This is a genomic window from Thioalkalivibrio sp. AKL9 (assembly GCF_000377825.1).
GTDB classification, from domain to species: Bacteria; Pseudomonadota; Gammaproteobacteria; order Ectothiorhodospirales; family Ectothiorhodospiraceae; genus Thioalkalivibrio; species Thioalkalivibrio versutus.
This window is the reverse complement of the sequence record NZ_KB905114.1, coordinates 63,471-86,014: the sequence shown is the minus strand read 5'-3', so window position 1 is coordinate 86,014 and position 22,544 is coordinate 63,471. Positions and strand designations below refer to the sequence as shown.

The window sequence follows — 22,544 nt, the reverse complement described above, 5'->3', positions numbered from 1 at the left end:
CTCAATGGGATGGACGCCCCCGCCCTATTACGGCATCGCGATGTGCCAGAGTGGGGGTGATCACTCTCACTCGAAGAAGACGGAGGCGTCCGGATGCAGGTTACAACACTCGGCATTGATCTCGCGAAGAACGTGTTCCAGGTCCACGGCGTGGATGCGCAGGGACGGCAGGTGTTTTCGAAAACGCTGCGGCGCAGCCAGTTGCGCAACTTCGTAGCCCAGCTGCCGGCCTGCCGGATCGGGTTGGAGGCCTGCGGGAGTGCCCATTACTGGGCGCGTGAGTTGCAGGCGTTGGGGCACGAGGTACGGCTGATGGCGCCGCAGTTCGTGAAGCCCTACGTGAAGACGAACAAGAACGACCGGGCGGACGCCGAGGCGATCTGCGAGGCGGTGACCCGCCCGAACATGCGTTTTGTGCCGATCAAGACGCCCGACCAGCAGGCGGTACTGGCGCTGCACCGGGTGCGCGAGGGCCAGATCAAGGCGCGCACCGCGCAGGCCAACCAGGTGCGCGGGCTGCTGGCCGAGTTCGGGATCGTGGTGCCCCAGGGGATGACGACCCTGTTCCGCGAGCTCCCGGGGATCCTGGAGGATGCGGAGAACGGCTTGCCGGATCTGTTCCGCACGCTGCTGGCCGACCGGCTGGAGGAGTTGCGGCGACTGGACCAGGCCGTGAAGGAACAGGAGCGCCAGATCCAGGCCTGGCATCGAAGTCATGCGGTCAGCCGGCGCCTGGCCGAGATCCCGGGGATCGGACCGATCAGCGCGACCGCCCTGGTCGCCGCGATCGGCCATGCCCGGCACTTCAAGAACGGTCGCCAACTGGCCGCCTGGATGGGTCTGGTGCCCAAGCAGCACTCCAGTGGCGGCCAGTCGAACCTGCTGGGTATCAGCAAACGCGGCGACCGCTACCTGCGCATGCTGCTGATCCACGGGGCGCGGTCCGCCCTGCTGGCGGATCAGCGCCGCGGCGAGGGCGGCGACCCCTGGCTCGAAGGGTTGCGCCAGCGGCGCTGTCCCAACGTGGCGACCGTGGCCCTGGCCAACAAGAATGCCCGCACGGTCTGGGCCCTGATGGCCCATGACCGGACGTTTGACCCCGGCCTGCGCGGCGCCGCCGCGTAAGCCCGCAAAAACGGAGAAGCGAACGCGTTATTACGTACCCAACCCTCGATTGCGCAAGCGATTGAGCATGATGGCAACGGGAGCGATCCCGGTGGGGGCCAGTCCGATCATTGCGAAGCACCTCGAGTGCGCGACCTCGCTGGGACCCTCCACCCGCGGAATCCATCCGGGACCGTGGCGAATGAAAGCCGCACACGCAGTCCGAATGTACGGGAGCAATCGTCGCCCCGAAACCATCTACTCAAACGCTTGGCAAACCGGGGGCGTCCATGTACGCAATGACGGGGGGCGCTGGATGCGGCCTCTGCTTCCCATCAGGGCCCAAGCCGCCGCGGCGCAACGAACCAGGCAAACAGGTCCGCGCTGCGCACCCGGAAAACCATTTGGCCCGGGGGCCGCTTCGCGCTCGCGTAACTCCCTGCTAGAATTCCGATTTTCGTGCCCGGACCGTAAGCGGCGCGAATTGCACTCACAGGCCGGACCGTCGGCCGGGATAGCAGGACCATGGCGAACTCCTTTGATGTCATCGTGATTGGCGGCGGGCACGCCGGCACCGAGGCCGCGCTGGCCGCGGCGCGCGGCGGTGCGCGCACACTGCTGTTGACCCACAACATCGAGACCATCGGCCAGATGAGCTGCAACCCGGCCATCGGCGGGATCGGCAAGGGCCACCTGGTCAAGGAGATCGATGCCCTGGGGGGCGTCATGGGCCGCGCAGCGGACGCCGCCGGCATCCATTTCCGCATCCTCAATCGACGCAAGGGCCCGGCCGTGCGTGCGACCCGCGCCCAGTCGGACCGGCAGCTCTACCGCCAGGCCATCCGCCAGTTCGTCGAGGCCGAGCCGAACCTGCAGATCTTTCAGCAGCCGGTGGCCGATATCACCCTGGACGGCGACCGGGTCACCGGGGTGGTGACCGAGGCCGGCATTGCGTTCGACGCCCGCGCCGTGGTGCTGACCGTGGGCACCTTCCTCAATGGCCAGATGCACACCGGGCTCACCCAGCAACCGGGCGGGCGCGCGGGCGACCCGCCGAGTGTGCGGCTGGCCGCGCGCCTGCGCGAGATGGCCTTTGCCGTCGGGCGGCTCAAGACCGGCACGCCGCCGCGCATCGACGGGCGCAGCGTGGATTTCTCGCGGCTTGAGCCGCAGCCGGGCGATGACCCGCGCCCGGTCTTTTCCTTCATCGGCTCGACCGACGACCACCCGGCGCAGCGCCCCTGCCATATCGCGCGTACCAGCGAGAAGACCCACGACCTGATCCGGGCGAACCTCGACCAGGCGCCGATGTACTCCGGCCAGATCGACAGCACCGGCCCGCGCTATTGCCCCTCGATCGAGGACAAGGTGGTGCGCTTTGCCGACAAGACCAGTCACCAGGTCTTTGTCGAGCCGGAAGGCCTCACCACCCACGAGCTGTACCCTAACGGGATCTCCACCTCGCTGCCGTATGCGATCCAGGTCCCCCTGGTGCAGAGCATTGCCGGCTTCGAGAACGCGCGCATCACACGCCCCGGCTACGCGATCGAATACGACTACTTCGATCCCCGCGGCCTGCGCCCGACGCTGTCCACGCGCGAGCTCGGCAACCTGTTCTTTGCCGGCCAGATCAACGGCACCACCGGCTACGAGGAGGCCGCTGCCCAGGGCCTGGTCGCCGGGCTCAATGCCGCGCGGCTGGTGCAGGACGCCGCGCCGTGGATCCCACAGCGCTCCGAGGCCTACATCGGGGTGCTGATCGACGACCTGGTGACCCGCGGCACCCAGGAGCCCTACCGCATGTTCACCTCGCGCGCCGAGTACCGGCTGTTGCTGCGCGAGGACAACGCCGATCTGCGCCTGACCCCGGTCGGGCGCGAGTACGGGCTGGTCGACGACGCCCGCTGGGCGCGCTTCGAGACCCGTGCCGCGGCCATCGAGACCGAGATGAGCCGACTCGGACAAACCCGTCCGGACCGCGATCAGCGAAACCACCCGGCCCTGGTCGAGTTGCTGGGCAAGGCGCCGGATCCGGATGCCACGCTGCTCGACCTGCTGCGCCGCCCCGAGGCCGATTACGATAGCTTGATGCATGCGCTGCCCGACCTTGATGTCGGCTGCGCGCCCGACGTGCGCGAGCAGGCGGAGATCCAGGCCAAGTACGCCGGCTACATCGAGCGCCAGCAGGCCGAGATCGACCGCCAGGCGAAGGCCGAACAGACCGCCCTCCCGGACAGCCTCGACTACGCCCGGGTCCACGGGCTGTCGAACGAGATCCGGCAGAAGCTGGCGGAATTCCGCCCCCATACCCTGGCCCAGGCGCAGCGCATCCCGGGCGTGACCCCGGCCGCTCTGTCGGCGTTGGCCGTGCACCTGAAGCAGCGCGCCAGTGGCGAGTAACGACTGGCGCGCGGCCCTGGCCGCCGTGGCCGGGGACTGGGCGCTGGACCCACCGGCCATCGAGGCCCTGGCGATTTATCTGGAACAGCTCGGGCGCTGGAACCGCGTGCACAACCTGACCGCGGTGCGTGACCCCGCGCAGTGGATTCGCCGGCATATCCTCGACAGCCTGACGTTGCGTCCGTATCTTCACGGGGACCGGGTGCTGGATGTCGGGACCGGCGCCGGTCTGCCTGGTTTCGTGCTCGCGGCCACCGAGCGCGAACGCGAATTCTGCCTGCTCGACAGCGCGGCCAAGCGCATCCGCTTCCTGCGGAACGTAATCGGACTCGCCCGGCTGTCCGGGGTCGAGGCCGTCCATGTACGGATCGAGGATTTCCAGCCCTCCGCGCCCTATACCACGGTGCTGGCGCGGGCGTTCAAGGCCCCGGCCGACATGGTCTCGCGGGTCGCGCCACAGGTGGCCGAGGGGGGCCGCGTGCTGGCCATGCTGGGTCAGCGCTCGGTCGTCGCCGAACCGCTCCCGGCCCCGTGGTCGTACCGAAGCGTGGACCCGGTTACCATTCCCGGCGAGACCGCCGAGCGGCACATCGCCATTATCGAGAGAGCCGACCCGTGACCGATACGCTGGCCATCACCAATCAGAAGGGCGGAGTGGGCAAGACCACTACCTGCGTGAACCTTGCCGCCTCGCTCGCCCGCCTGGGCAAGCGCGTGCTGGTGGTGGACATGGACCCGCAGGGCAACGCGACCACCGGTTCGGGCGTCGACAAGCACGCCGATGACCCAACCTCCTGCGAGGTCCTGCTTGGCCAGGCCACGGTGGCCGAGGCCGCCCACCGAGTGGAGGCCGGCTATGACCTGGTCCCGGCCAACGGCGACCTGACCGTGGCCGAGGTGCGGCTGATGGAGGCCGAGCGCCGTGAATACCGGTTGCAGGAGGCGCTGGCACCGGCCCGGGCAAACTACGACCACATCCTGGTCGATTGCCCGCCGTCGCTGAACCTTTTGACCGTCAACGGCCTGGTCGCGGCCGATGGTGTGGTGATCCCGATGCAGTGCGAGTACTACGCACTGGAGGGGTTGACCGCCCTGATGCGCACCATCGAGAGCATCCAGCGCGGTCCCAACCCCAAGCTGCGTATCTCGGGCCTGCTGCGCACGATGTTCGATCCACGCAATCGTCTTTCCGGGGATGTCTCGGCACAGCTCACCGGCCACTTCGGCGATCGCGTGTTCCGAACCGTGATCCCGCGCAACATCCGCCTGGCCGAGGCACCCAGTTTTGGCCAGCCGGCCTTGTTGTATGATGCCTCCTCGCGCGGGGCCGTGGCGTACCTGGCCCTGGCCGGCGAGATGTTGCGGCGCTGAACGCCGCCTGTTTTCCCCTTACCGACTGCCTGCAGGAACGATCAACCATGGCGAAACGAGGACTGGGCCGAGGCCTGGATGCCCTGCTCTCCGGCGCCCAGGCCGGTGGTGACGACAGCGACAGTTTGGAGCAGCTCCCGATCGAGCAGATCCGGCGTGGGAAGTATCAGCCCCGGGTCCACATGGCGGAGGCGGCGCTGGCCGAGCTGGCCGACTCGATCCGAGCCCAGGGCATCGTGCAGCCGGTCGTCGTGCGGCGCCTGGACGAGGGCTATGAACTGATCGCCGGCGAGCGCCGCTGGCGTGCCGCCCAGATCGCGGGCCTGGAGACCGTCCCGGCGGTGGTCCGCGATATCCCCGATCAGGCCGCCGCGGCGATGGCACTGATCGAGAACATCCAGCGCGAGGATCTGAACCCGCTGGAAGAGGCGCAGGCCATCCGCCGCCTGATCGGCGAATTCGAGATGACTCACCAGGCCGCGGCCGACGCGGTCGGCCGCTCGCGCACTGCGGTCACCAACCTGCTGCGCCTGCTGGAACTCCACGACACGGTGAAGGACCACGTCAACGAGGGGCGTCTGGAGATGGGCCACGCCCGCTGCCTGCTGGCGGTGCCCCTGGACGACCAGCCCGGGGTGGCCGCGACCGTGGTCAAGCGCGGGCTCTCGGTGCGCGCGACCGAGCAGCTGGTCAAGAAGATCCTCGCCGCCACCCCGGAGCCCAAGAAGGATGCCGGACCCTCGCCCGAGGTGCGACAACTGGAGAGCCGCCTCTCCGACCAGCTGGGTGCCGCGGTCCAGGTTCGCTACAACCGCCAGGGCAAAGGCCGTCTGGTCATCGAATACAACAGCCTCGACGAGCTCGATGGCATCCTCGCCCACATCCAGTAACTCTCTGAGCGGCCTGGCCGATGGCCCTGAACGCCGTTTGACGCAGTACAAGGGCGCTCTTATACTACGCGCACTTTTTGGGAGAGGGGTGGGTGTGCCCATCCGCTGAATGACACCGCGACGCTTCAGACACGCCTTACAATCGCTAGGTCTGCAGCTCGCCTTAACGCTGATACTGTCGGGCCTGCTTCTGGCCCTGTTCCCCCCGATCGTGGCGATCTCGGCTGCGGTGGGCGGCATCACCGCGACGCTCGGCAACGCCGTGGCCGCGGTTGTTGTGTTTCGGGCCTACCGTTCCGATCAGGTGGGCTCGCTGACCGCCCGCATGATGGGCGCCCAGATGGGACGACTGGCAATCATCGCGGTGGCATTCGGGGTGGCGTTCGCTTACCTGGACGAGCCGGATTTACTGGCGTTGTTCGGCATCTTCCTCCTGGTGCACCTGGCCCCCTTGTGGTGGCTGCACCGGGTTTCTGATCAAGCAATGACGAGATAACTGCATGGCTTCAGAAAGCGGACTGCCCACGATGGAAGAGCACATTGCTCACCATCTGACGAATCTTACCTTCGGACTCCACCCCGAGAAGGGGATGAGCTTCGCCACCACCAGCACCGAAGCCGCCGAAATGGGCTTCTGGGCGATCCACGTCGACTCCATGCTGTGGTCGATCGCACTCGGGCTGCTGTTCATCCTCACGTTCCGTGCCGCGGCCAAGAAGGTCACCGCAGGCGTCCCGGGCGGCTGGCAGAATTTCGTCGAAATGATGATGGACTTTGTGAACGACAACGTCCGTGGCTCGTTCAAGCACAAGAACGACATGGTCGCGCCGCTCGCGCTGACCATCTTCGTCTGGATATTCCTGCTCAACCTGATGGACCTCGTGCCGGTCGACCTGATCCCGCACATCGCCTATCTGCTGGGTATCCCGTACTTCAAGATCGTGCCGACTACGGATATCAACGTGACCGCGGGCCTGGCGCTCGGTGTGTTCATCCTGATCATCTACTACTCGCTCAAGATCAAGGGTCCGGTGGGTTTCATCAAGGAACTGACGGGCATCCCGTTCCAGACCAACATCGTGTACATCAAGCCGTTCTTCTGGGTGATCAACTTCGTGCTGGAGTTCATCAACCTGCTGGCCAAGCCGGCCTCGCTCGCCCTGCGACTGTTCGGCAACCTGTACGCCGCGGAGATGATCTTCATCCTGATCGGTGTCATGTACTCTGCGGGCCTGATCCTGGGTCTGGCCGGCGGTGTACTGCACGTGGGCTGGGCGATCTTCCACATCCTCGTGGTGCCGCTGCAGGCCTTCATCTTCATGGTGCTGACCGTCGTCTACATCGACATGGCGTACAGCGAAGACCACTGATTTCGACTTCCCTACTCAACTGACTGTTTCAACACTCGACTGGAGATACAAAAATGGAAATGGCTAACGCTCTGATCGTCCTGGCTGGCTCGCTGCTTCTGGGTCTGGCCGCTGTCGGCGCCGCCATCGGCGTGGGTACCCTCGGTGGTCGCTTCCTGGAAGGCGCCGCGCGTCAGCCGGAACTGATCCCGATGCTGCGCACCCAGTTCTTCATCGTGATGGGTCTGACCGACGCCGTGCCGATGATCGGCGTGGGTATCGGCCTGTACGTCCTGTTCGCCCTGGGTTAATAAGGCTGAGCGAGTCCCGAGGTCCCCTCCACTCGTCCAACCTGAGGTAGCAGGATGAATATCAATCTGACCATCATTGGCCAGCTGCTCGCGTTCAGCGTCTTCGTGTGGTTCACGATGCGCTACGTCTGGCCGCCCATGTCCGCCGCCCTGGAAGAACGTCGCAAGAAAATTGCCGACGGCCTGGCAGCCGCGGAACGTGGCGAGAAAGAGCAGGAGCTCGCCCAGGAGCGTGCGACCGAGGTCCTCAAGGAGGCCAAGCAGCAGGCCAACGAGATCGTGGCCTCTGCGCAGAAGCGCGCCAACGACGTGGTTGAGGAAAGCAAGTCCACGGCCCACGAAGAAGGCGAACGCATCAAGCAGGCGGCGCACGCCGAGATCGAGCAGGAGATCAACCGCGCGAAGGAAGAGCTGCGCAAGCAGGTCTCCGAGCTGGCGGTTGCCGGTGCCGAGCAGATCCTGGCCAAGGAAATCGACGCCAAGGCGCACGGCGATCTGCTCAAGAAGCTCTCGGCCAAGCTGTAAGGAGACGTTATGTCAGACCTGATTTCGGTCGCCCGACCCTACGCTCGCGCAGCTTTCGAGCGGGCCCGCGAGGCCAAGGATCTCGCCGGCTGGGCCGAGCAGCTCGAATTGCTGGCGGCGATCGCCCGCGATTCGCAGATGCACAGTCTCCTCTCCAACCCGCGGGTCCCGCGGCCGGACCGGGCACAGCTCGTGCTCGACGTGGCCGGTGACAAGGTGGGGCCCGAGGCGGGGAACCTGGTTCGCCTGCTGGCCGAAAACGGCCGGCTGCCCGCCCTCCCTGCCGTGAGCGATGCCTTTGCCGAATTGAAGGCCGCGGCCGAGCACCGCGTCCATGCCGACGTGATTGCCTTTCGCAAGCTCACCCAGGCGCAGGAGAAAGAGATCCACGACGCCCTGGCCAAGGGCCTGGGCTGCGAAGTCGATCTCGAGCATTCGGTCGACAGCGCCCTTCTTGGAGGGGCCATCATCCGCGCCGGCGACCTGGTAATCGACGGCTCCGTGCGAGGCCAGCTGAACCGCCTGGCTGCCAATTTGAGTCGCTAAGAGGATATTTAACATGCAACTGAATCCCTCCGAGATCAGTGATCTGATCAAACAGCGCATCGAGAAATTCGATGCCTCGTCCGAGGCCTCCAACGAGGGCACCGTGGTCAGCGTGACCGACGGTATCGCCCGCGTCCACGGTCTCGGTGACGTCATGCAGGGCGAGATGCTCGAGTTCCCGGGCGACACCTTCGGTATGGCGCTCAACCTTGAACGCGACTCTGTGGGTGTCGTGATCCTGGGCGACTACAAGCACATCTCCGAGGGCCAGACGGTCAAGTGTACCGGCCGCATCCTCGAAGTGCCGGTTGGTGAAGCGCTGCTGGGCCGGGTAGTCGATTCCCTGGGTCGTCCGATCGACGGCAAGGGCCCGATCGAAAGCGACATCACCAGCCCGATCGAAAAGATCGCGCCGGGTGTTATCGAGCGCAAGTCGGTCGACCAGCCGCTGCAGTCCGGCATCAAGGCGATCGACGCCATGGTCCCGGTCGGTCGTGGCCAGCGTGAGCTGATCATCGGCGACCGCCAGACCGGCAAGACCGCCGTCGCGATCGATGCGATCATTAACCAGAAGGACTCCGGCGTTAAGTGCGTCTACGTCGCGGTTGGCCAGAAGGCCTCCTCGGTCGCCTCCGTGGTGGCCAAGCTGGAAGAAGCCGGCGCGATGCAGAACACCATCATCGTGGCGGCCAATGCGTCGGAGTCGGCGGCGATGCAGTTCATCGCCCCGTACGCCGGCTGTGCGATGGGCGAGTACTTCCGCGATCGCGGCGAAGACGCGCTGATCGTCTACGATGACCTCACCAAACAGGCCTGGGCCTACCGTCAGGTCTCCCTGCTCCTGCGTCGTCCGCCGGGCCGTGAAGCCTACCCGGGCGATGTCTTCTACCTGCATTCGCGTCTGCTGGAGCGTGCCTCGCGTGTGAACGCCGAGTACGTCGAAGAGAAGACCAACGGTGAAGTGAAGGGCAAGACCGGTTCGCTGACGGCGTTGCCGATCATCGAGACCCAGGCGGGTGACGTCTCCGCGTTCGTTCCGACCAACGTGATCTCGATCACCGACGGTCAGATCTTCCTCGAGACCGACCTGTTCAACTCCGGTATTCGCCCGGCGATCAACGCCGGTCTGTCGGTGTCCCGAGTCGGTGGTGCCGCCCAGACCAAGATCATCAAGAAGCTGGGTGGCGGCGTGCGTCTGGCGCTGGCGCAGTATCGTGAGCTGGCGGCGTTCTCGCAGTTTGCCTCCGATCTGGACGAACTGACCCGCAAGCAGCTGGATCGCGGTAAGCGCGTGACCGAGCTGATGAAGCAGGGTCAGTACCAGCCGATGTCCATCGGCGAGATGGCCTTTTCGCTGTACGCCGCGAACGAAGGCTTCCTCGACGACGTCGAGGCCGACAAGATCGTGAGCTTCGAGAAGGAACTGATCGCCTACGCGCGTTCCTCCCAGAAGGAGCTCCTGGACGAAATCAACAGCACTGGCGACTACAACGACTCCATTCAGGAAAAGCTGAAAAGCGCCCTGGAAGAGTTCAAGGCCAAGCACAGCTGGTAACGGGAGCACGCAATGGCGGGCACTAAGGAGATCCGGACGCAGATCAAGAGTATCAAGAATACTCAGAAGATCACCAAGGCGATGGAAATGGTCGCCGCGTCCAAGATGCGCAAGGCCCAGGACCGCATGCAGGAGTCCCGGCCTTACGCACAGAAGATCCACGACGTGATCGGTCACGTCGCGATGGCGAATGCGGAGTACAAGCATCCGTTCATGGTGGAACGCGAGGTCAAGCGCGTCGCGCTGATCATCGTGTCGACTGACCGTGGTCTTTGCGGCGGCTTGAACACCAACCTGTTCAAGAAGGCCGTGATCGAGATGCGTCGCTACCGCGACGAGGGCGTCGAGGTCGATCTGTGCGTGATCGGGAGCAAGGCGCTGCAGTTCTTCAAGCGCCTGGGCGGCAACATCGTGGCCGAGTCCAAGGATCTCGGGGACCGTCCGCACATCAATGACCTGATCGGTTCGATCAAGGTCGTGCTGGACAACTTCCGTGACGGCAAGGTCGATCGCGTGGTGCTGCTCGAGAACAAGTTCGTCAACACCATGACGCAGCAGGCCGAGGCCACGCAGTTGCTGCCGACGGCGCCTAGCCGAGACGAATCGCTCAAGCACCACTGGGATTACATCTACGAGCCCGACACGCATCCGGTGATGGATACGCTGCTCGAGCGCTATGTCGAGTCCCTGATCTATCAGGCGGTGGTCGAGAACGTGGCCTGCGAGATGGCCGCACGCATGGTCGCGATGAAGTCGGCCTCCGACAACGCCGGAACGATGATCAAGGACCTGCAGCTCGTCTACAACAAGGCGCGCCAGGCTGCGATCACCCAGGAGATCTCCGAGATCGTCGGTGGCGCGGCTGCGGTCTAGCGCCCACCGGCCCGAATCGGTCGACTCGGCACGAATTACGACTTACGAGGATGAACAAATGAGTTCTGGAAAGATTGTCGAAATCATCGGCGCCGTCGTGGACGTGGAATTCCCCCACGGCGAAGTGCCCAAGATCTACGACGCGCTGACCCTGGAAAACGGTCTGACCCTGGAAGTTCAGCAGCAGCTGGGCGACGGCGTGGTACGCACCATTGCCATGGGCACGACCGAGGGTGTGAAACGTCAGACCGCGGTTACCGCCACGGGCAAGCCGATCTCCGTGCCGGTCGGCAAGGGGACCCTGGGTCGGGTGATGGATGTCCTCGGTCGTCCGGTGGACAACGCCGGTGATGTTGAGGCCCAGGAGACCTGGTCGATCCACCGCGCCGCCCCGACTTTTGACGAGCAGGCGGGCTCGACCGAGCTGCTGGAAACCGGCATCAAGGTCATCGATCTGCTGTGCCCCTTCGCGAAGGGCGGCAAGGTCGGCCTGTTTGGTGGGGCCGGCGTGGGCAAGACCGTTAACATGATGGAGCTGATCCGTAATATCGCGATCGAGCACTCCGGTTATTCGGTGTTTGCGGGTGTCGGGGAGCGTACTCGTGAGGGCAACGACTTCTACCACGAGATGAAGGACTCCAACGTCCTCGACAAGGTGGCCCTGGTCTATGGCCAGATGAACGAGCCGCCGGGTAACCGACTGCGCGTAGCGCTGACCGGTCTGACCATGGCCGAGTTCTTCCGTGACGAAGGCCGTGACGTGCTGATGTTCATTGACAACATCTACCGTTACACCCTGGCCGGTACCGAGGTCTCGGCGCTGCTGGGTCGTATGCCCTCCGCGGTGGGTTACCAGCCGACCCTGGCGGAAGAGATGGGTGTGCTGCAGGAGCGCATCACCTCGACCAAGAAAGGCTCGATCACTTCCATCCAGGCCGTCTACGTGCCGGCGGATGACTTGACCGACCCGTCCCCCGCCACCACCTTCGCGCACCTGGATGCCACGGTCGTGCTGTCGCGCCAGATCGCCGAGCTGGGCATCTACCCGGCCGTGGACCCGCTGGACTCGACCTCGCGTCAGCTGGATCCGCAGATCATCGGGCAGGAACACTACGACACCGCGCGGGCGGTGCAGGGCACCCTGCAGCGCTACAAGGAGCTGAAGGACATCATCGCGATCCTCGGCATGGACGAGCTGTCGGAAGATGACAAGCTGGCCGTGGCCCGTGCGCGAAAGATCCAGCGCTACCTGTCGCAGCCGTTCTTCGTTGCGGAAGTCTTCACCGGAGCCCCGGGCAAGTACGTCTCCCTGAAGGACACCATCCGGGCGTTCAAGGCCATCGTGGACGGCGAGTACGATCACCTGCCGGAACAGGCCTTCTACATGGTCGGCACGATCGAAGAAGCTGTCGAGAAGGCCGAGAAGCTCGGCTAAGGAGCAAGGCGTTATGCCCATGAATATGCATGTGGATGTGGTCAGTGCGGAGGAGTCGATCTACTCCGGGACGGCCCTGATGATCGCCGCACCCGCCGAAGGGGGCGAGGTCGGCGTGTATGCCGGGCATACGCAGATGCTCGCCCGGCTGAATCCGGGTGAACTGCGCATCCTGGAAAAGGAAGGCGCGGAGCCGCAGCCGGTGTTCGTGTCCGGCGGCATCCTCGAGGTGCAGCCGTACCATGTGACCGTTCTGGCGGACACTGCGGTGCGCGCGAAGGACCTTGACGAGGCCGAGGCCATCGAGGCGAAAAAGCGCGCGGAGGAGGCCCTGGCCAATTCCAAGGCCGATTTCGACTACGCCAAGGCCCAGGCCGAGCTGGTCGAGGCGGCGGCACGCCTGCAGATGATCCAGAAGCTGCGCCGGAAATAATCCGGCAACGTTCCACGGATGACTTACGCTAAGGGCCAACCATCTCGGTTGGCCCTTTATCATTGTGCCCATGCCTGAATCGAAGCCCCTTCATATCGCGGTACTTGCAGCCGGCAAGGGCACGCGCATGCGCTCGCGCCATCCGAAAGTCCTGCAAGCCCTCGCCGGCCGTCCGCTGCTGGCTCATGTCCTGGAAAGAGTAGCGGCGCTGGACGCCGCCGCCTGCCACGTGGTGGTCGGTCACGAACAGGAGCGGGTGCGGGCAGCGTTCGCCGACTCCCGGCAAGCCTTGACCTGGGTCGACCAGGGGGAGCCCCGCGGGACCGGCCACGCGGTGTTTCGAGCCCTTGAAGCCATCCCGGATTCCGCACGGGTGCTGGTGACCTATGGCGATGTCCCGCGCATTCCGATTGCCGACCTGGTGGCCTGTGCGGACGGCGACGGTGTCACCGTGCTTGCCGCCCGGGTCGTGGATCCGAGCGGCTATGGGCGCTTGGTTCTGGATTCGTCGGGGCAACTTGAGCGGATTGTCGAGGACAAGGAGGCCAGTGCACGGGAACGTGCCGTGGACCTGATCAATACCGGTGTCCTGGCTGCCCCCGCGGGTGAGCTGCGCCGGTGGCTGGCCGCCTGTGAGCCACGGGTGACCGGACCCCGCGAGTGGTACCTTACCGATGTCGTAGCGGCAGCCCGCGCCGACGGATGTGCCGTCAGCGTTGTGGAAAGCGGCGACGCCGCGGCAGTCCTCGGGGTAAACGACCGCGAGCAACTGGCGGTTCAGGAACGGCTGTACCAGGCGGCGCTGGGTGCTGGAATGATGCGCGAGGGTCTGGGCCTTGCCGACCCCGCGCGCCTGGATGTGCGCGGGGTTCTCACCTTCGGACGCGACTGCCAAATCGATGTGAACGTCGTGATCGAGGGCACGGTGACGCTCTCGGACGATGTTTATATTGGACCCGGTTGCATGCTGCGGGACTGCGACATCGGTTCCGGCACGCAGATCGCGGCGCATAGTGTCCTCGAGGGGGTGCGGGTTCATGCCGATGCGCGGATTGGACCGTTCGCCCGCCTGCGGCCCGGGACCGAACTGGGGACCGGGGCGCGCGTCGGCAACTTCGTCGAGATCAAGAATGCCACCCTGGGTGCCGGGGCCAAGGCGAACCACCTGACCTACGTCGGCGACGCCCAGATTGGCGCTGGCGCCAATCTGGGCGCGGGCACCATTACGTGCAACTATGATGGCGCCAACAAGCATCGCACCGAGATCGGCGAGCGCGCCTTTATCGGTTCCAATACGGCATTGGTGGCTCCTATACGCATCGGGGACGACGCGACCGTGGGCGCAGGGTCAACCCTGTCCGACGACGTCGAGGCGGGCGCTCTCGCGCTGACTCGCGCCCGAACCCGCACGATTCGTGACTGGCCGCGCCCGAAGAAGAGCGGTAACGACAAGGAGAAGTAATCGATGTGCGGTCTGGTTGCAGGCATTGGCGAACGAAACCTGGTCCCTGTCCTGGTCGAGGGCCTGCATCGCCTGGAATACCGGGGGTATGACTCCGCTGGAGTGGCCGTGGTCAACCACCGCGCCCTTTCGGACCTGCGTGCCATCGGCAAGGTTGCGGCCCTGGAGCAACGGATCGAGGCCGCTGGCCTGGAGGGGCCGGTGGGCATCGCCCACACGCGCTGGGCCACGCACGGGGCTCCGACCGAAGAGAATGCCCATCCCCACCGTTCGCGTGACGGCCGCGTGGCCATCGTGCATAACGGCATCATCGAGAATCACGGCGACCTGCGTTCCCGGCTCGACGCCGCCGGCTGGCCCTGCGTATCCGCGACCGACAGCGAGGTGATCGCCCATCGTCTCGAGCAGGCCCTGGCACTGGGTTCGTCGCCGCTGGATGCGATGCGCAGCGCCTGTGCCGAACTTCAAGGCGCCTACGCGATCGCGGCGGTGTTTGCCGACTTCCCCGACGAATTGATTGTTGCCCGTTCCGGGAGCCCGGTCCTGCTGGGCCTGGGCATTGGCGAGACCTTCGCCGCCTCCGACGTGCAGGCGCTGCTTCCGGTCACCCAGCGTTTCGTCGACCTGGAAGATGGCGACATTGCCCGGCTCACGCGCAACGGCGTCGAGATCCGCGACGCCGCCGGAGACCGGGTCGAGCGCGGCATCCGCGAGAGTCGTTGCCAGGCGAGCATCGCGGACCGGGGCGAGTACCGCCATTTCATGCTCAAGGAGATCTACGAGCAACCCCATGCCCTGGAACAAACCCTGTCGGGACGCCTGGGCGAATCCGGAATCCTCGAGAACATCCTCGGACCGGGCAGCGACGAGCGCTTGGCCGATGTCGCCGCCGTCCAGATCGTTGCCTGCGGAACGAGTTATCACGCCGGCATGGTCGCGGCGCACTGGATCGAGGAGCACCTGGGTCTTCCGGCGCGGGTCGAAGTCGCCAGCGAATATCGCTACCGGCGCCACGTCCTCGCCCCGGGCACCCTGCTAGTGGTGATCTCGCAGTCCGGCGAGACCGCCGATACCCTGGCGGTCCTGCGGCAGTCCCAGGACGAGCCGTTCCTGGCGCGGCTGGCGATCTGCAACGTGCCCGAGAGCACGATGGCACGGGCGGCCGACCTGGTCCTGATGACCCATGCCGGACCCGAGATTGGCGTCGCATCTACCAAGGCGTTTACCACCCAACTGGCGGCCCTGGCCATCCTGGTCCTGCTGCTGGGTCAGGTCGCCAGCGCCGCCCGTATGCCCGCCGCCGAGCGGGCCGATGCGGTCGCGGCCCTGCGCAGTCTCCCCGATCAGGTGGCCCGTATCCTCGCGCTCGATACGCCTATTGCGCGGATCGCCGAGGATCTCATGGAGCGCCAGCATGCGCTGTTTCTCGGGCGTGGGGCCTATTTCCCGATTGCCCTGGAAGGCGCGCTGAAGCTGAAGGAAATCTCCTATATCCACGCCGAGGCCTACCCCTCCGGCGAGTTGAAACACGGTCCGTTGGCTCTCGTGGATACCGAGATGCCGGTCGTGGCCGTCGCCCCGGACGATGCCCAGCTGGAGAAACTTTCCAGCAACCTCCAGGAGGTACGGGCCCGGGGCGGGCAGCTGATCGTCATTGGCGAATCCAACGCCGCGCGCGCGCTGGAACCCGAGGACACCTGGGTCGGTCTGCCGCAGAACGAGGCGCTCAGCCCCTGGCTGGCCCCGGTTCTGTTTACGGTCCCGCTACAGTTGCTCGCTTACCATACGGCCGTGCTGAAGGGCACCGATGTGGATCAGCCGCGCAACCTCGCCAAATCGGTGACCGTCGAATAGTGGGCGGCGCCCAAGCCGCTCAGTCCATCAGGAAACGCTTGTATTCGTGCCCCGGGTTCGCTAGATTTTGGTGCGCTTGAATAACCTGTCACAGGAGCACCTTATGGATCAGCAAGAGCTCAACAACCGCTGCGTCACCCTGTTCCAGTCCCCGCGAATCCAGACCAAGCTTTGGAACCCCCGCATGTTCTGGGAAGTCGGCCGCAAGCTGAACACGAACCCGGACGAGCTCACAGAGCCGAAGGTCGACCTGTGCGAGCTGGAGGTCATGCTCTCCGCCGCAGCCTACGAGCCGTCGAAATGCGCCGACAACCTGAACCAGCGCGAGGCCGGCCGCGCCGACTTCATCCGTCGCGCGGTCCAGTCTGGCCAGCGTCCGTTCCTGCGCCGCGCGGCCTGATCCACGTACGGATCATCGCCCGCCAGGACCCGGCCTCGCGCCGGGTCTTTTCGTTTGGGGTCGCGAAACTGCTTGTTCGTCACCGAGCACACGGGGCAGACAGACATCCACTGAGGTGCACATCATGGCAGTGGCCATGCCCGGCAAGCAAATCACCGGCAACTAGCGGTGCATCCGGCCCCGCCCAGTTTCGTGGGTCGGTCCCAAATAGAGGGTCAGGCCATGTGCGTCACCATGGCCTTTGTCCGTGTCCTTTGCGCTTCGCCCGTCTTGAGCCTCATCGCGGGTGTCCACGAGATCGTCCCTTACTGGCCCCTGGCCTCCAGCCAGAAGGTCACCGGGCCGTCGTTGGTCAGACTGACCTGCATGTCCGCCCCGAAACGCCCGCTGGCCACGGGTTTATGGCGTTGGCCTGCCCGCCGTACCAGCCAATCGAACAGCGCTGCGCCGTGCTCGGGGCTCGCCGATCCGGAAAAGCTCGGTCGCATCCCCTTGCGCGTATCGGCTGCCAGGGTGAACTGGGGCACCAGCAGCAGCCCGCCACCGGTCTCGCCCAGGCTCCGGTTCATTCGGCCCGCCGAGTCCGCGAATACCCGGTAGCCCAATAGCCGGTCGAGCATCCGTTCCGCGCTCGCCTCGGTATCGTTCGGCTCCACGGCCACCAGAGCCACCAGGCCGCTCCCGATCGCCCCGACGTCCTCCCCGTCGATGGTGACCCGCGCCGCGCTTGCGCGCTGGATCAGTGCGATCACGCCTGCCCCCGTCCAGTGCCGGGCTCGATGTGCCCGGACAGTTCCTTTGCCAGTCGGTCCGTGGCTGCGACCAGTCGGCGCACGATGCCCGGCTCCGCCGCCGAATGGCCGGCGTCCGGTACGATCTCCAGCTGCGCCTGCGGCCAGGCCTCGTGCAGCGCCACCGCCTGATTCACCGGACACACCACGTCGTAGCGGCCGTGCACAATGGTGCCGGGAATCCCCTGCAGCCGGCCGGCATCGCGCAGCAGCTGGTCGGGTTCCAGGAACGTCTCGTGAACGAAGTAGTGGCACTCCAGCCGGGCCAGGCTCACGGCCACATCCGGCTCCTCGAAGTGCGCGATCACGTCGTGGTTCGGGATCAGACAGGAGGTGCGCCCTTCCCAGCTGGACCAGGCCCGGGCCGCGGCCTCGCGCACTGCACGGTCGTGGGCGGTCAGCCGCCGGTAGTAGGCACCTACCATGTCCGCCCGCTCGCCATCCGGGATCTGTGCCTCGTAGTCGGCCCAGGCCTCAGGAAACAACCGGTCCGCGCCCGACTGGTAAAACCATTGGATATCCTGCGGGCGGCACAGGAAGATCCCCCGTAGCACCAGGCCCAGGACCCGCTCCGGGTGTTTCTGGGCATACGCCAGCCCGAGGGTCGAGCCCCAGGACCCGCCAAATACCACCCAGCGTTCAACCCCCAGGTGCTCGCGCAGGCGCTCGATGTCCGCGACCGCGTGCCAGGTCGTGTTCGCCTCGAGGCTTGCGTGCGGGGTCGAGCGTCCGCAGCCGCGCTGGTCGAACAGCACGATGCGGTAGCGTTCCGGATCGTAGAAGCGGCGGTGCCAGCTTTCACAACCCGAGCCGGGCCCGCCATGCAGAAACACGACGGGTATCCCCTCCGGATTGCCGCATTCCTCGAAGTACAGCTCGTGGCCGTCGCCAACCTGCAGGCGCCCCATACCGTGGGGCTCGATCTCGGGATACAGCGCGTCCATGGAAGCCCTCCGGGCAAAACCCCGAGTGTCGCCAAAACGCAGCCTGGGCGAAACCCTTCGGGCTCTTCCCGCAACCGCCGATCCGGCCCTACTCCGGGTCCTCGATTACCCGCCCGCGATAGACACGCCGCTTGTGCGCAGACCGGTGTTCTCCCTGCGCCTCGTCTTCTGGTTGCGTCTTCGCGGGTGAGGGTGTTCGCAGATACCCCGTTCCCTCCAGCTGACTGCGCAGGGTCAGCGCCGCCGCCTCGACCATGCTCGACTGCGAGCGGGCAGCGTAATCAAGGATGGCCTCCATGAAATCCGGGTCGCTGACCGACAGACGTGCTACCGCGGGGAATTCGGCGCGCAGGTTTCGCCGAAGTTCGGCGGCCAGGCTGAGGCTCTTGCGGTCGTGCATCGGATCCCCCGGGTGGGCGTAGCTTTCTCCGTCTTCATGCAAGCGGGGTGCCACGGCGAGACGCCCGCCATTCGCCGCTCCGGTGCCCCCACGGTCGAAAGCCCTGCCCTGTGCGAGAGCGACGCGTGTTCATCTCTGGTGCACGGGAGGCGCGGTGTGCACCGAAATCCTGCGCCACCATTGCGGGTTGGGCTTGCGTGCAGCCGACCGCCGGCCTATGTTGCGGGCCCATGGAGACACCCGCCGTTCCCGCCTCGATCCGCCGCCTCGCCGGGCGCGCCATCGCCGACTTCGACATGGTCCGCGAGGGCGACCGCATCCTGGTGGGCCTGTCCGGTGGCAAGGATTCGCTGACCCTGCTGTGGCTGCTGCACAACCTCGCTCGGCGGGCCCCGGTGCGCTTCGAGGTGGGGGCGGTCACGATCAACCCCGAGATCGAGGGATTCGAGCCGCAGCGGCTGATGGATTACCTGGGCAGCTACGGCATCCCCTATCACTTCGTGTCCGAGCCCATCGCCGAGCTGGCCGATGCGCACATGGACAACGACTCGTTCTGCTCCTTCTGCTCGCGCATGAAGCGCGGCTTGATGTATCGCACGGCGCGCGAACACGGCTACAACGTACTGGCGCTGGGCCAGCACCTCGATGATCTCGCGGAGAGCTTCATGATGAGCGCCTTCCATGGCGGCCAGCTGCGCACCATGAAGGCCCACTACGCGATCGACGCCGGCGACCTGCGGGTCATTCGCCCGCTGGTCTACGTGCGTGAACGCCAGACCCGCGACTTTGCCGACGCCGCGGGGCTCCCGGTGATCCTCGACAACTGCCCCGCCTGCTTCGCCATGCCCACCCAGCGCGAGCATATGAAACAGCTGCTGGCGCAGGAGGAGGCGCAGCACCCGCGACTGTTCCGCAACCTGCGCACCACACTCAAGCCCCTGATGACCGAGGGTGGCATTCCTCCGCGCGATCCACCGCCGAGCGCGTCCGCAACCACCGACCCCGCAGTGTCCGAACATGGCCCGACGTCGGCATCTGCGTGATCGCCTGATCGGGGTGGGCCTGCGCCTGCTGGCGCGCCTCCCGCTGTGCGTGAACCACGCCCTGGGCGGCGCGGTCGGGGCGCTGGTGTGGTACCTGCCCACCCGCGCGGCCCGTATCACCCGCATCAATCTGGCGCTGTGCTTTCCGGAAAAGGACCCGGCGTGGCGGCGGCGGGTGGGGCGGCGCTCCCTGATGGCGATGGGCCGCGCCCTGACCGAGTCCCCCTGGCTGTGGCAGTCGCCTCCGGAGAGCCTCGAGACCCTGGCCGTCCAGCCGCCGCAGTACGCGCGCCTGCGCGAGCGCTCCGCCGGTCGGGCGTTGTTCCTGTGCGCCCCGCATCTCGGTTCCTGGGAATTCGCCGGACTGCATGCCGCTTGCCACGGGCCGATGGCCACGCTGTACAGCCCGTTCAAGACCCCGGAGGTGGACCGCTGGGTGCGCGAGGCCCGTGCCTCCACCGGGGCCGAGCTGGCCCCGGCCGATCGCAGTGGCCTGCGCATCCTGCAACAGGCCCGCGACCGCGGCGAGATCATCGGCATCCTGCCGGACCAGAGCCCCAAGGGCGCCTCGGGCCAGCACGCCTCGTTTTTCGGGCGTCCGGCCCTGACCATGACCCTGCTCCCGCGCCTGCTGCGCGGGCGCGCGGATCACGTGGTATTCCTGTTTGCCGAGCGTCTGCCCGGGGGCCGGGGCTATCGCTATCACGAGGTCGTGGCCGGCCCGGAGGTGGCCGATCGCGATTTTGCCCGGGCGGCCGCGGCAATCAACCTCCACGTGGAGACCCTGGTCCGGCGCTGTCCCGAGCAGTACAACTGGGCCTACAAGCGCTTCAACCCACCGCCCGCGGGCTGGCCCGATCCCTATCGCCGGGGGGCGCTCGAGTAACCTCCCGCGCGGTACCTCCCCGCGCATGGCTGACCCGCTGAGCGGGTCGCGTCAGAGGATGTAGCGGGACAGGTCCTCGTCTTCCGCCAGGTCGCCGAGGCGTTCGTCGACGAAGGCGCGGTCCACGATCACCGGGCCTTCGACATCCGGGGCGCGGTAGGCGACGTCCTGCAGCAGGCGCTCCAGCACGGTATGCAGACGGCGGGCGCCGATATTCTCGGTGCGTGCGTTCACGTCAAAGGCGATTTCGGCCAGACGGCGCACGCCCTCTTCCTCGAAGCGCAGCTCCACACCCTCGGTCTTCATCAGCGCGGTGTACTGCTCGGTCAGCGAGGCGGTGGGCTCGGTCAGGATGCGCACGAAGGCATCGGCCGACAGGGCGTCCAGCTCCACACGGATGGGCAGCCGGCCCTGCAGCTCCGGCACCAGGTCGGACGGCTTGGACAGGTGGAAGGCGCCGGAGGCGATGAACAGGATGTGGTCGGTGCGCACCATGCCCAGCTTGGTGGAGACGGTGGTGCCCTCGATCAGCGGCAGCAGGTCGCGCTGCACGCCCTCGCGGGAGACCTCGCCACCGCCGGTCTTCTCGCTGCCCTTGGCGACCTTGTCGATCTCGTCGAGGAACACGATGCCGCTTTGTTCCACGCGCTCGATCGCCTTCAGCTTCAGCTCTTCTTCATTGACCAGGCGCGCGGCCTCTTCCTCGATCAGCAGCTTGCGGGCCTCGGCGATCTTCAGCCGCCGCGAGCGGGTCTTCTGCCCGCCGAGGTTCTGGAACATCGACTGCAGCTGGCTGGCCATCTCTTCCATGCCCGGGGGCGTCATGATCTCCACGCCCTGCGGGTTCTGCGAGACCTCGATGTCGATCTCGCGTTCGTCCATGTCCCCCTCGCGCAGGCGCTTGCGCAGCTTCTGGCGGGTCTCGCTGTTGCCGTGGTCCGGCTCGGACTCGGTGAAGCCGGCATTGCGTGGGCTTGGCAGCAGGGCATCCAGGATGCGCTCCTCGGCGGCGTCCTCGGCCTTCAGGCGGTTTTCCTTGATCGCCTCGTCGCGCAGCTGCTTCACCGCGGCCTCGGCAAGATCGCGGATGATCGACTCGACATCGCGCCCGACATAACCGACTTCGGTGAACTTGGTCGCCTCGATCTTGATGAACGGGGCGTGGGCCAGCTTCGCCAGACGCCGGGCGATCTCGGTCTTGCCCACACCGGTCGGGCCGATCATCAGGATGTTCTTGGGTGTGACCTCCGGTTGCAGCTCCGGCGGCAGCTGGCGGCGGCGCCAGCGGTTGCGCAGGGCAACGGCGACGGAGCGCTTGGCGTCGTCCTGGCCGATGATGTAGCGGTCCAGTTCCTGGACGATCTCGCGGGGGGTCATGTCGGTCATGGCAAATGGGCCTTGGTCGAATCGCTTGGCGCCGGGTCGCGTTACTCCGCGTCCAGGCTCTCCAGGGTGATGTTGTGATTGGTGTACACGCAGATATCGGCAGCGATGTTCAGGGACTTCTCCACGATATCGCGGGCTGGCAGATCCGTGTTCTGCAGCAGGGCCTGGGCGGAGGCCTGGGCGTAGGGGCCGCCGGACCCGATTGCGATCAGTGCATGCTCGGGCTCGATCACGTCGCCATTGCCGGAGATCACGAAGGAGTTCTCGCGGTCGGAGACCGCCAGCAATGCCTCCAGCTTGCGCAGGGCGCGGTCGGTACGCCAGTCCTTGGCCAGCTCGACGGCGGCGCGGGTAATGTTGCCGGAGTGTTTCTCCAGCATCCCTTCGAAGCGTTCGAACAGGGTGAAGGCATCGGCGGTGCCGCCGGCAAAACCGGCGAGGATGCGATCATGGTAGACGCGGCGCACCTTGCGCGCGTTGCCCTTCATCACGGTGTTGCCAAGGGAAACCTGGCCGTCGCCCCCGAGGGTGACGGCGCCGCCCTTGCGGACGCATACGATGGTGGTGCCGCGAAACTGTTCCACGG

The 22,544-nt window shown here is 66.0% G+C and carries 24 protein-coding genes; 19 read left to right on the top strand and 5 right to left on the bottom strand.

The window, feature by feature from the left end:
- The first annotated feature begins 93 nt into the window (after positions 1 to 93).
- The 17 genes from D573_RS0111430 (at position 94) to D573_RS0111350 (ending at position 16,508) form a co-directional block, all read left to right on the top strand.
- Positions 94 to 1,125 carry an IS110 family transposase gene (locus tag D573_RS0111430; RefSeq protein ID WP_018937517.1) on the top strand — a complete coding sequence of 344 codons (1,032 nt, stop codon included), beginning with the start codon at positions 94 to 96 and terminating at the stop codon, positions 1,123 to 1,125.
- A 504-nt stretch (positions 1,126 to 1,629) separates the two neighbouring features.
- On the top strand, positions 1,630 to 3,504 hold the full coding sequence (gene mnmG / locus D573_RS0111425; protein WP_018938628.1) for a tRNA uridine-5-carboxymethylaminomethyl(34) synthesis enzyme MnmG: 1,875 nt from the start codon (positions 1,630 to 1,632) through the stop codon (positions 3,502 to 3,504).
- A complete protein-coding gene (rsmG, locus tag D573_RS0111420) occupies positions 3,494 to 4,123 on the top strand; it encodes a 16S rRNA (guanine(527)-N(7))-methyltransferase RsmG (RefSeq protein WP_018168794.1) in 630 nt (209 codons plus the stop codon). The genes mnmG and rsmG overlap by 11 nt, the downstream gene beginning before the upstream one ends.
- Entirely contained in the window at positions 4,120 to 4,875 is a 756-nt protein-coding gene (locus D573_RS0111415) for a ParA family protein (protein WP_018168793.1), read from the top strand. Before rsmG ends, D573_RS0111415 begins: the two co-directional genes overlap by 4 nt.
- Positions 4,876 to 4,922: 47 nt before the next feature.
- Positions 4,923 to 5,765, top strand: coding sequence for a ParB/RepB/Spo0J family partition protein (locus D573_RS0111410; protein ID WP_018168792.1), 843 nt, complete (start codon positions 4,923 to 4,925; stop codon positions 5,763 to 5,765).
- A gap of 109 nt (positions 5,766 to 5,874) precedes the next feature.
- Positions 5,875 to 6,261, top strand: coding sequence for an ATP synthase subunit I (locus tag D573_RS0111405; RefSeq protein ID WP_018144955.1), 387 nt, complete (start codon positions 5,875 to 5,877; stop codon positions 6,259 to 6,261).
- Positions 6,262 to 6,292: 31 nt separating this feature from the next.
- Complete coding sequence (gene atpB, locus D573_RS0111400) at positions 6,293 to 7,135, top strand: F0F1 ATP synthase subunit A (RefSeq protein ID WP_026287973.1); 843 nt, start codon at positions 6,293 to 6,295, stop codon at positions 7,133 to 7,135.
- Positions 7,136 to 7,188: 53 nt separating this feature from the next.
- Positions 7,189 to 7,425, top strand: a complete 237-nt coding sequence (gene atpE / locus D573_RS0111395) for a F0F1 ATP synthase subunit C (protein WP_012983953.1) — start codon at positions 7,189 to 7,191, stop codon at positions 7,423 to 7,425.
- 54 nt (positions 7,426 to 7,479) lie between these two features.
- A complete protein-coding gene (locus D573_RS0111390; protein WP_018144953.1) occupies positions 7,480 to 7,950 on the top strand; it encodes a F0F1 ATP synthase subunit B in 471 nt (156 codons plus the stop codon).
- 9 nt (positions 7,951 to 7,959) lie between these two features.
- Positions 7,960 to 8,496: a F0F1 ATP synthase subunit delta gene (locus D573_RS0111385; protein WP_018938629.1), complete on the top strand. Its 537-nt coding sequence runs from the start codon at positions 7,960 to 7,962 to the stop codon at positions 8,494 to 8,496.
- Between the two features lie 13 nt (positions 8,497 to 8,509).
- On the top strand, positions 8,510 to 10,051 hold the full coding sequence (gene atpA, locus D573_RS0111380; protein ID WP_018144951.1) for a F0F1 ATP synthase subunit alpha: 1,542 nt from the start codon (positions 8,510 to 8,512) through the stop codon (positions 10,049 to 10,051).
- A 12-nt stretch (positions 10,052 to 10,063) separates the two neighbouring features.
- Positions 10,064 to 10,924, top strand: a complete 861-nt coding sequence (gene atpG, locus D573_RS0111375; protein WP_018938630.1) for a F0F1 ATP synthase subunit gamma — start codon at positions 10,064 to 10,066, stop codon at positions 10,922 to 10,924.
- 58 nt (positions 10,925 to 10,982) lie between these two features.
- Positions 10,983 to 12,359: a F0F1 ATP synthase subunit beta gene (gene atpD, locus D573_RS0111370; RefSeq protein WP_018144949.1), complete on the top strand. Its 1,377-nt coding sequence runs from the start codon at positions 10,983 to 10,985 to the stop codon at positions 12,357 to 12,359.
- 13 nt (positions 12,360 to 12,372) lie between these two features.
- Positions 12,373 to 12,792 carry a F0F1 ATP synthase subunit epsilon gene (locus D573_RS0111365; protein WP_018144948.1) on the top strand — a complete coding sequence of 140 codons (420 nt, stop codon included), beginning with the start codon at positions 12,373 to 12,375 and terminating at the stop codon, positions 12,790 to 12,792.
- 127 nt (positions 12,793 to 12,919) lie between these two features.
- Positions 12,920 to 14,254: a bifunctional UDP-N-acetylglucosamine diphosphorylase/glucosamine-1-phosphate N-acetyltransferase GlmU gene (glmU, locus tag D573_RS0111360; RefSeq protein WP_018939205.1), complete on the top strand. Its 1,335-nt coding sequence runs from the start codon at positions 12,920 to 12,922 to the stop codon at positions 14,252 to 14,254.
- Between the two features lie 3 nt (positions 14,255 to 14,257).
- On the top strand, positions 14,258 to 16,108 hold the full coding sequence (gene glmS / locus D573_RS0111355; RefSeq protein WP_018938633.1) for a glutamine--fructose-6-phosphate transaminase (isomerizing): 1,851 nt from the start codon (positions 14,258 to 14,260) through the stop codon (positions 16,106 to 16,108).
- A 103-nt stretch (positions 16,109 to 16,211) separates the two neighbouring features.
- Complete coding sequence (locus tag D573_RS0111350; protein ID WP_018144945.1) at positions 16,212 to 16,508, top strand: hypothetical protein; 297 nt, start codon at positions 16,212 to 16,214, stop codon at positions 16,506 to 16,508.
- 305 nt (positions 16,509 to 16,813) lie between these two features.
- Here D573_RS0111350 and dtd read toward each other — a convergent pair whose 3' ends face one another.
- The 3 genes from dtd to D573_RS0111335 form a co-directional block, all read right to left on the bottom strand.
- A complete protein-coding gene (dtd, locus tag D573_RS0111345) occupies positions 16,814 to 17,260 on the bottom strand; it encodes a D-aminoacyl-tRNA deacylase (protein ID WP_018938634.1) in 447 nt (148 codons plus the stop codon).
- Positions 17,257 to 18,243 (bottom strand): prolyl aminopeptidase, encoded by a 987-nt coding sequence (gene pip, locus D573_RS0111340; protein WP_018938635.1) that lies wholly within the window; start codon positions 18,241 to 18,243, stop codon positions 17,257 to 17,259. Before pip ends, dtd begins: the two co-directional genes overlap by 4 nt.
- A gap of 88 nt (positions 18,244 to 18,331) precedes the next feature.
- Positions 18,332 to 18,643 carry a hypothetical protein gene (locus D573_RS0111335; protein ID WP_018938636.1) on the bottom strand — a complete coding sequence of 104 codons (312 nt, stop codon included), beginning with the start codon at positions 18,641 to 18,643 and terminating at the stop codon, positions 18,332 to 18,334.
- A gap of 230 nt (positions 18,644 to 18,873) precedes the next feature.
- Between D573_RS0111335 and D573_RS0111330 the strand changes: the two genes are divergently transcribed.
- Positions 18,874 to 19,686: a tRNA 2-thiocytidine(32) synthetase TtcA gene (locus D573_RS0111330; RefSeq protein WP_018938637.1), complete on the top strand. Its 813-nt coding sequence runs from the start codon at positions 18,874 to 18,876 to the stop codon at positions 19,684 to 19,686.
- Positions 19,661 to 20,572 carry a lysophospholipid acyltransferase family protein gene (locus tag D573_RS0111325; RefSeq protein WP_018938638.1) on the top strand — a complete coding sequence of 304 codons (912 nt, stop codon included), beginning with the start codon at positions 19,661 to 19,663 and terminating at the stop codon, positions 20,570 to 20,572. Before D573_RS0111330 ends, D573_RS0111325 begins: the two co-directional genes overlap by 26 nt.
- A 51-nt stretch (positions 20,573 to 20,623) precedes the next feature.
- On the opposite strand, the gene hslU is transcribed toward D573_RS0111325, so the two are convergent.
- Together hslU and hslV are read right to left on the bottom strand one after the other, a co-directional pair.
- Complete coding sequence (gene hslU / locus D573_RS0111320; RefSeq protein WP_018144939.1) at positions 20,624 to 21,958, bottom strand: ATP-dependent protease ATPase subunit HslU; 1,335 nt, start codon at positions 21,956 to 21,958, stop codon at positions 20,624 to 20,626.
- A 41-nt stretch (positions 21,959 to 21,999) separates the two neighbouring features.
- Positions 22,000 to 22,542 (bottom strand): ATP-dependent protease subunit HslV, encoded by a 543-nt coding sequence (hslV, locus tag D573_RS0111315; RefSeq protein ID WP_018168781.1) that lies wholly within the window; start codon positions 22,540 to 22,542, stop codon positions 22,000 to 22,002.
- Positions 22,543 to 22,544: the final 2 nt, after the last annotated feature.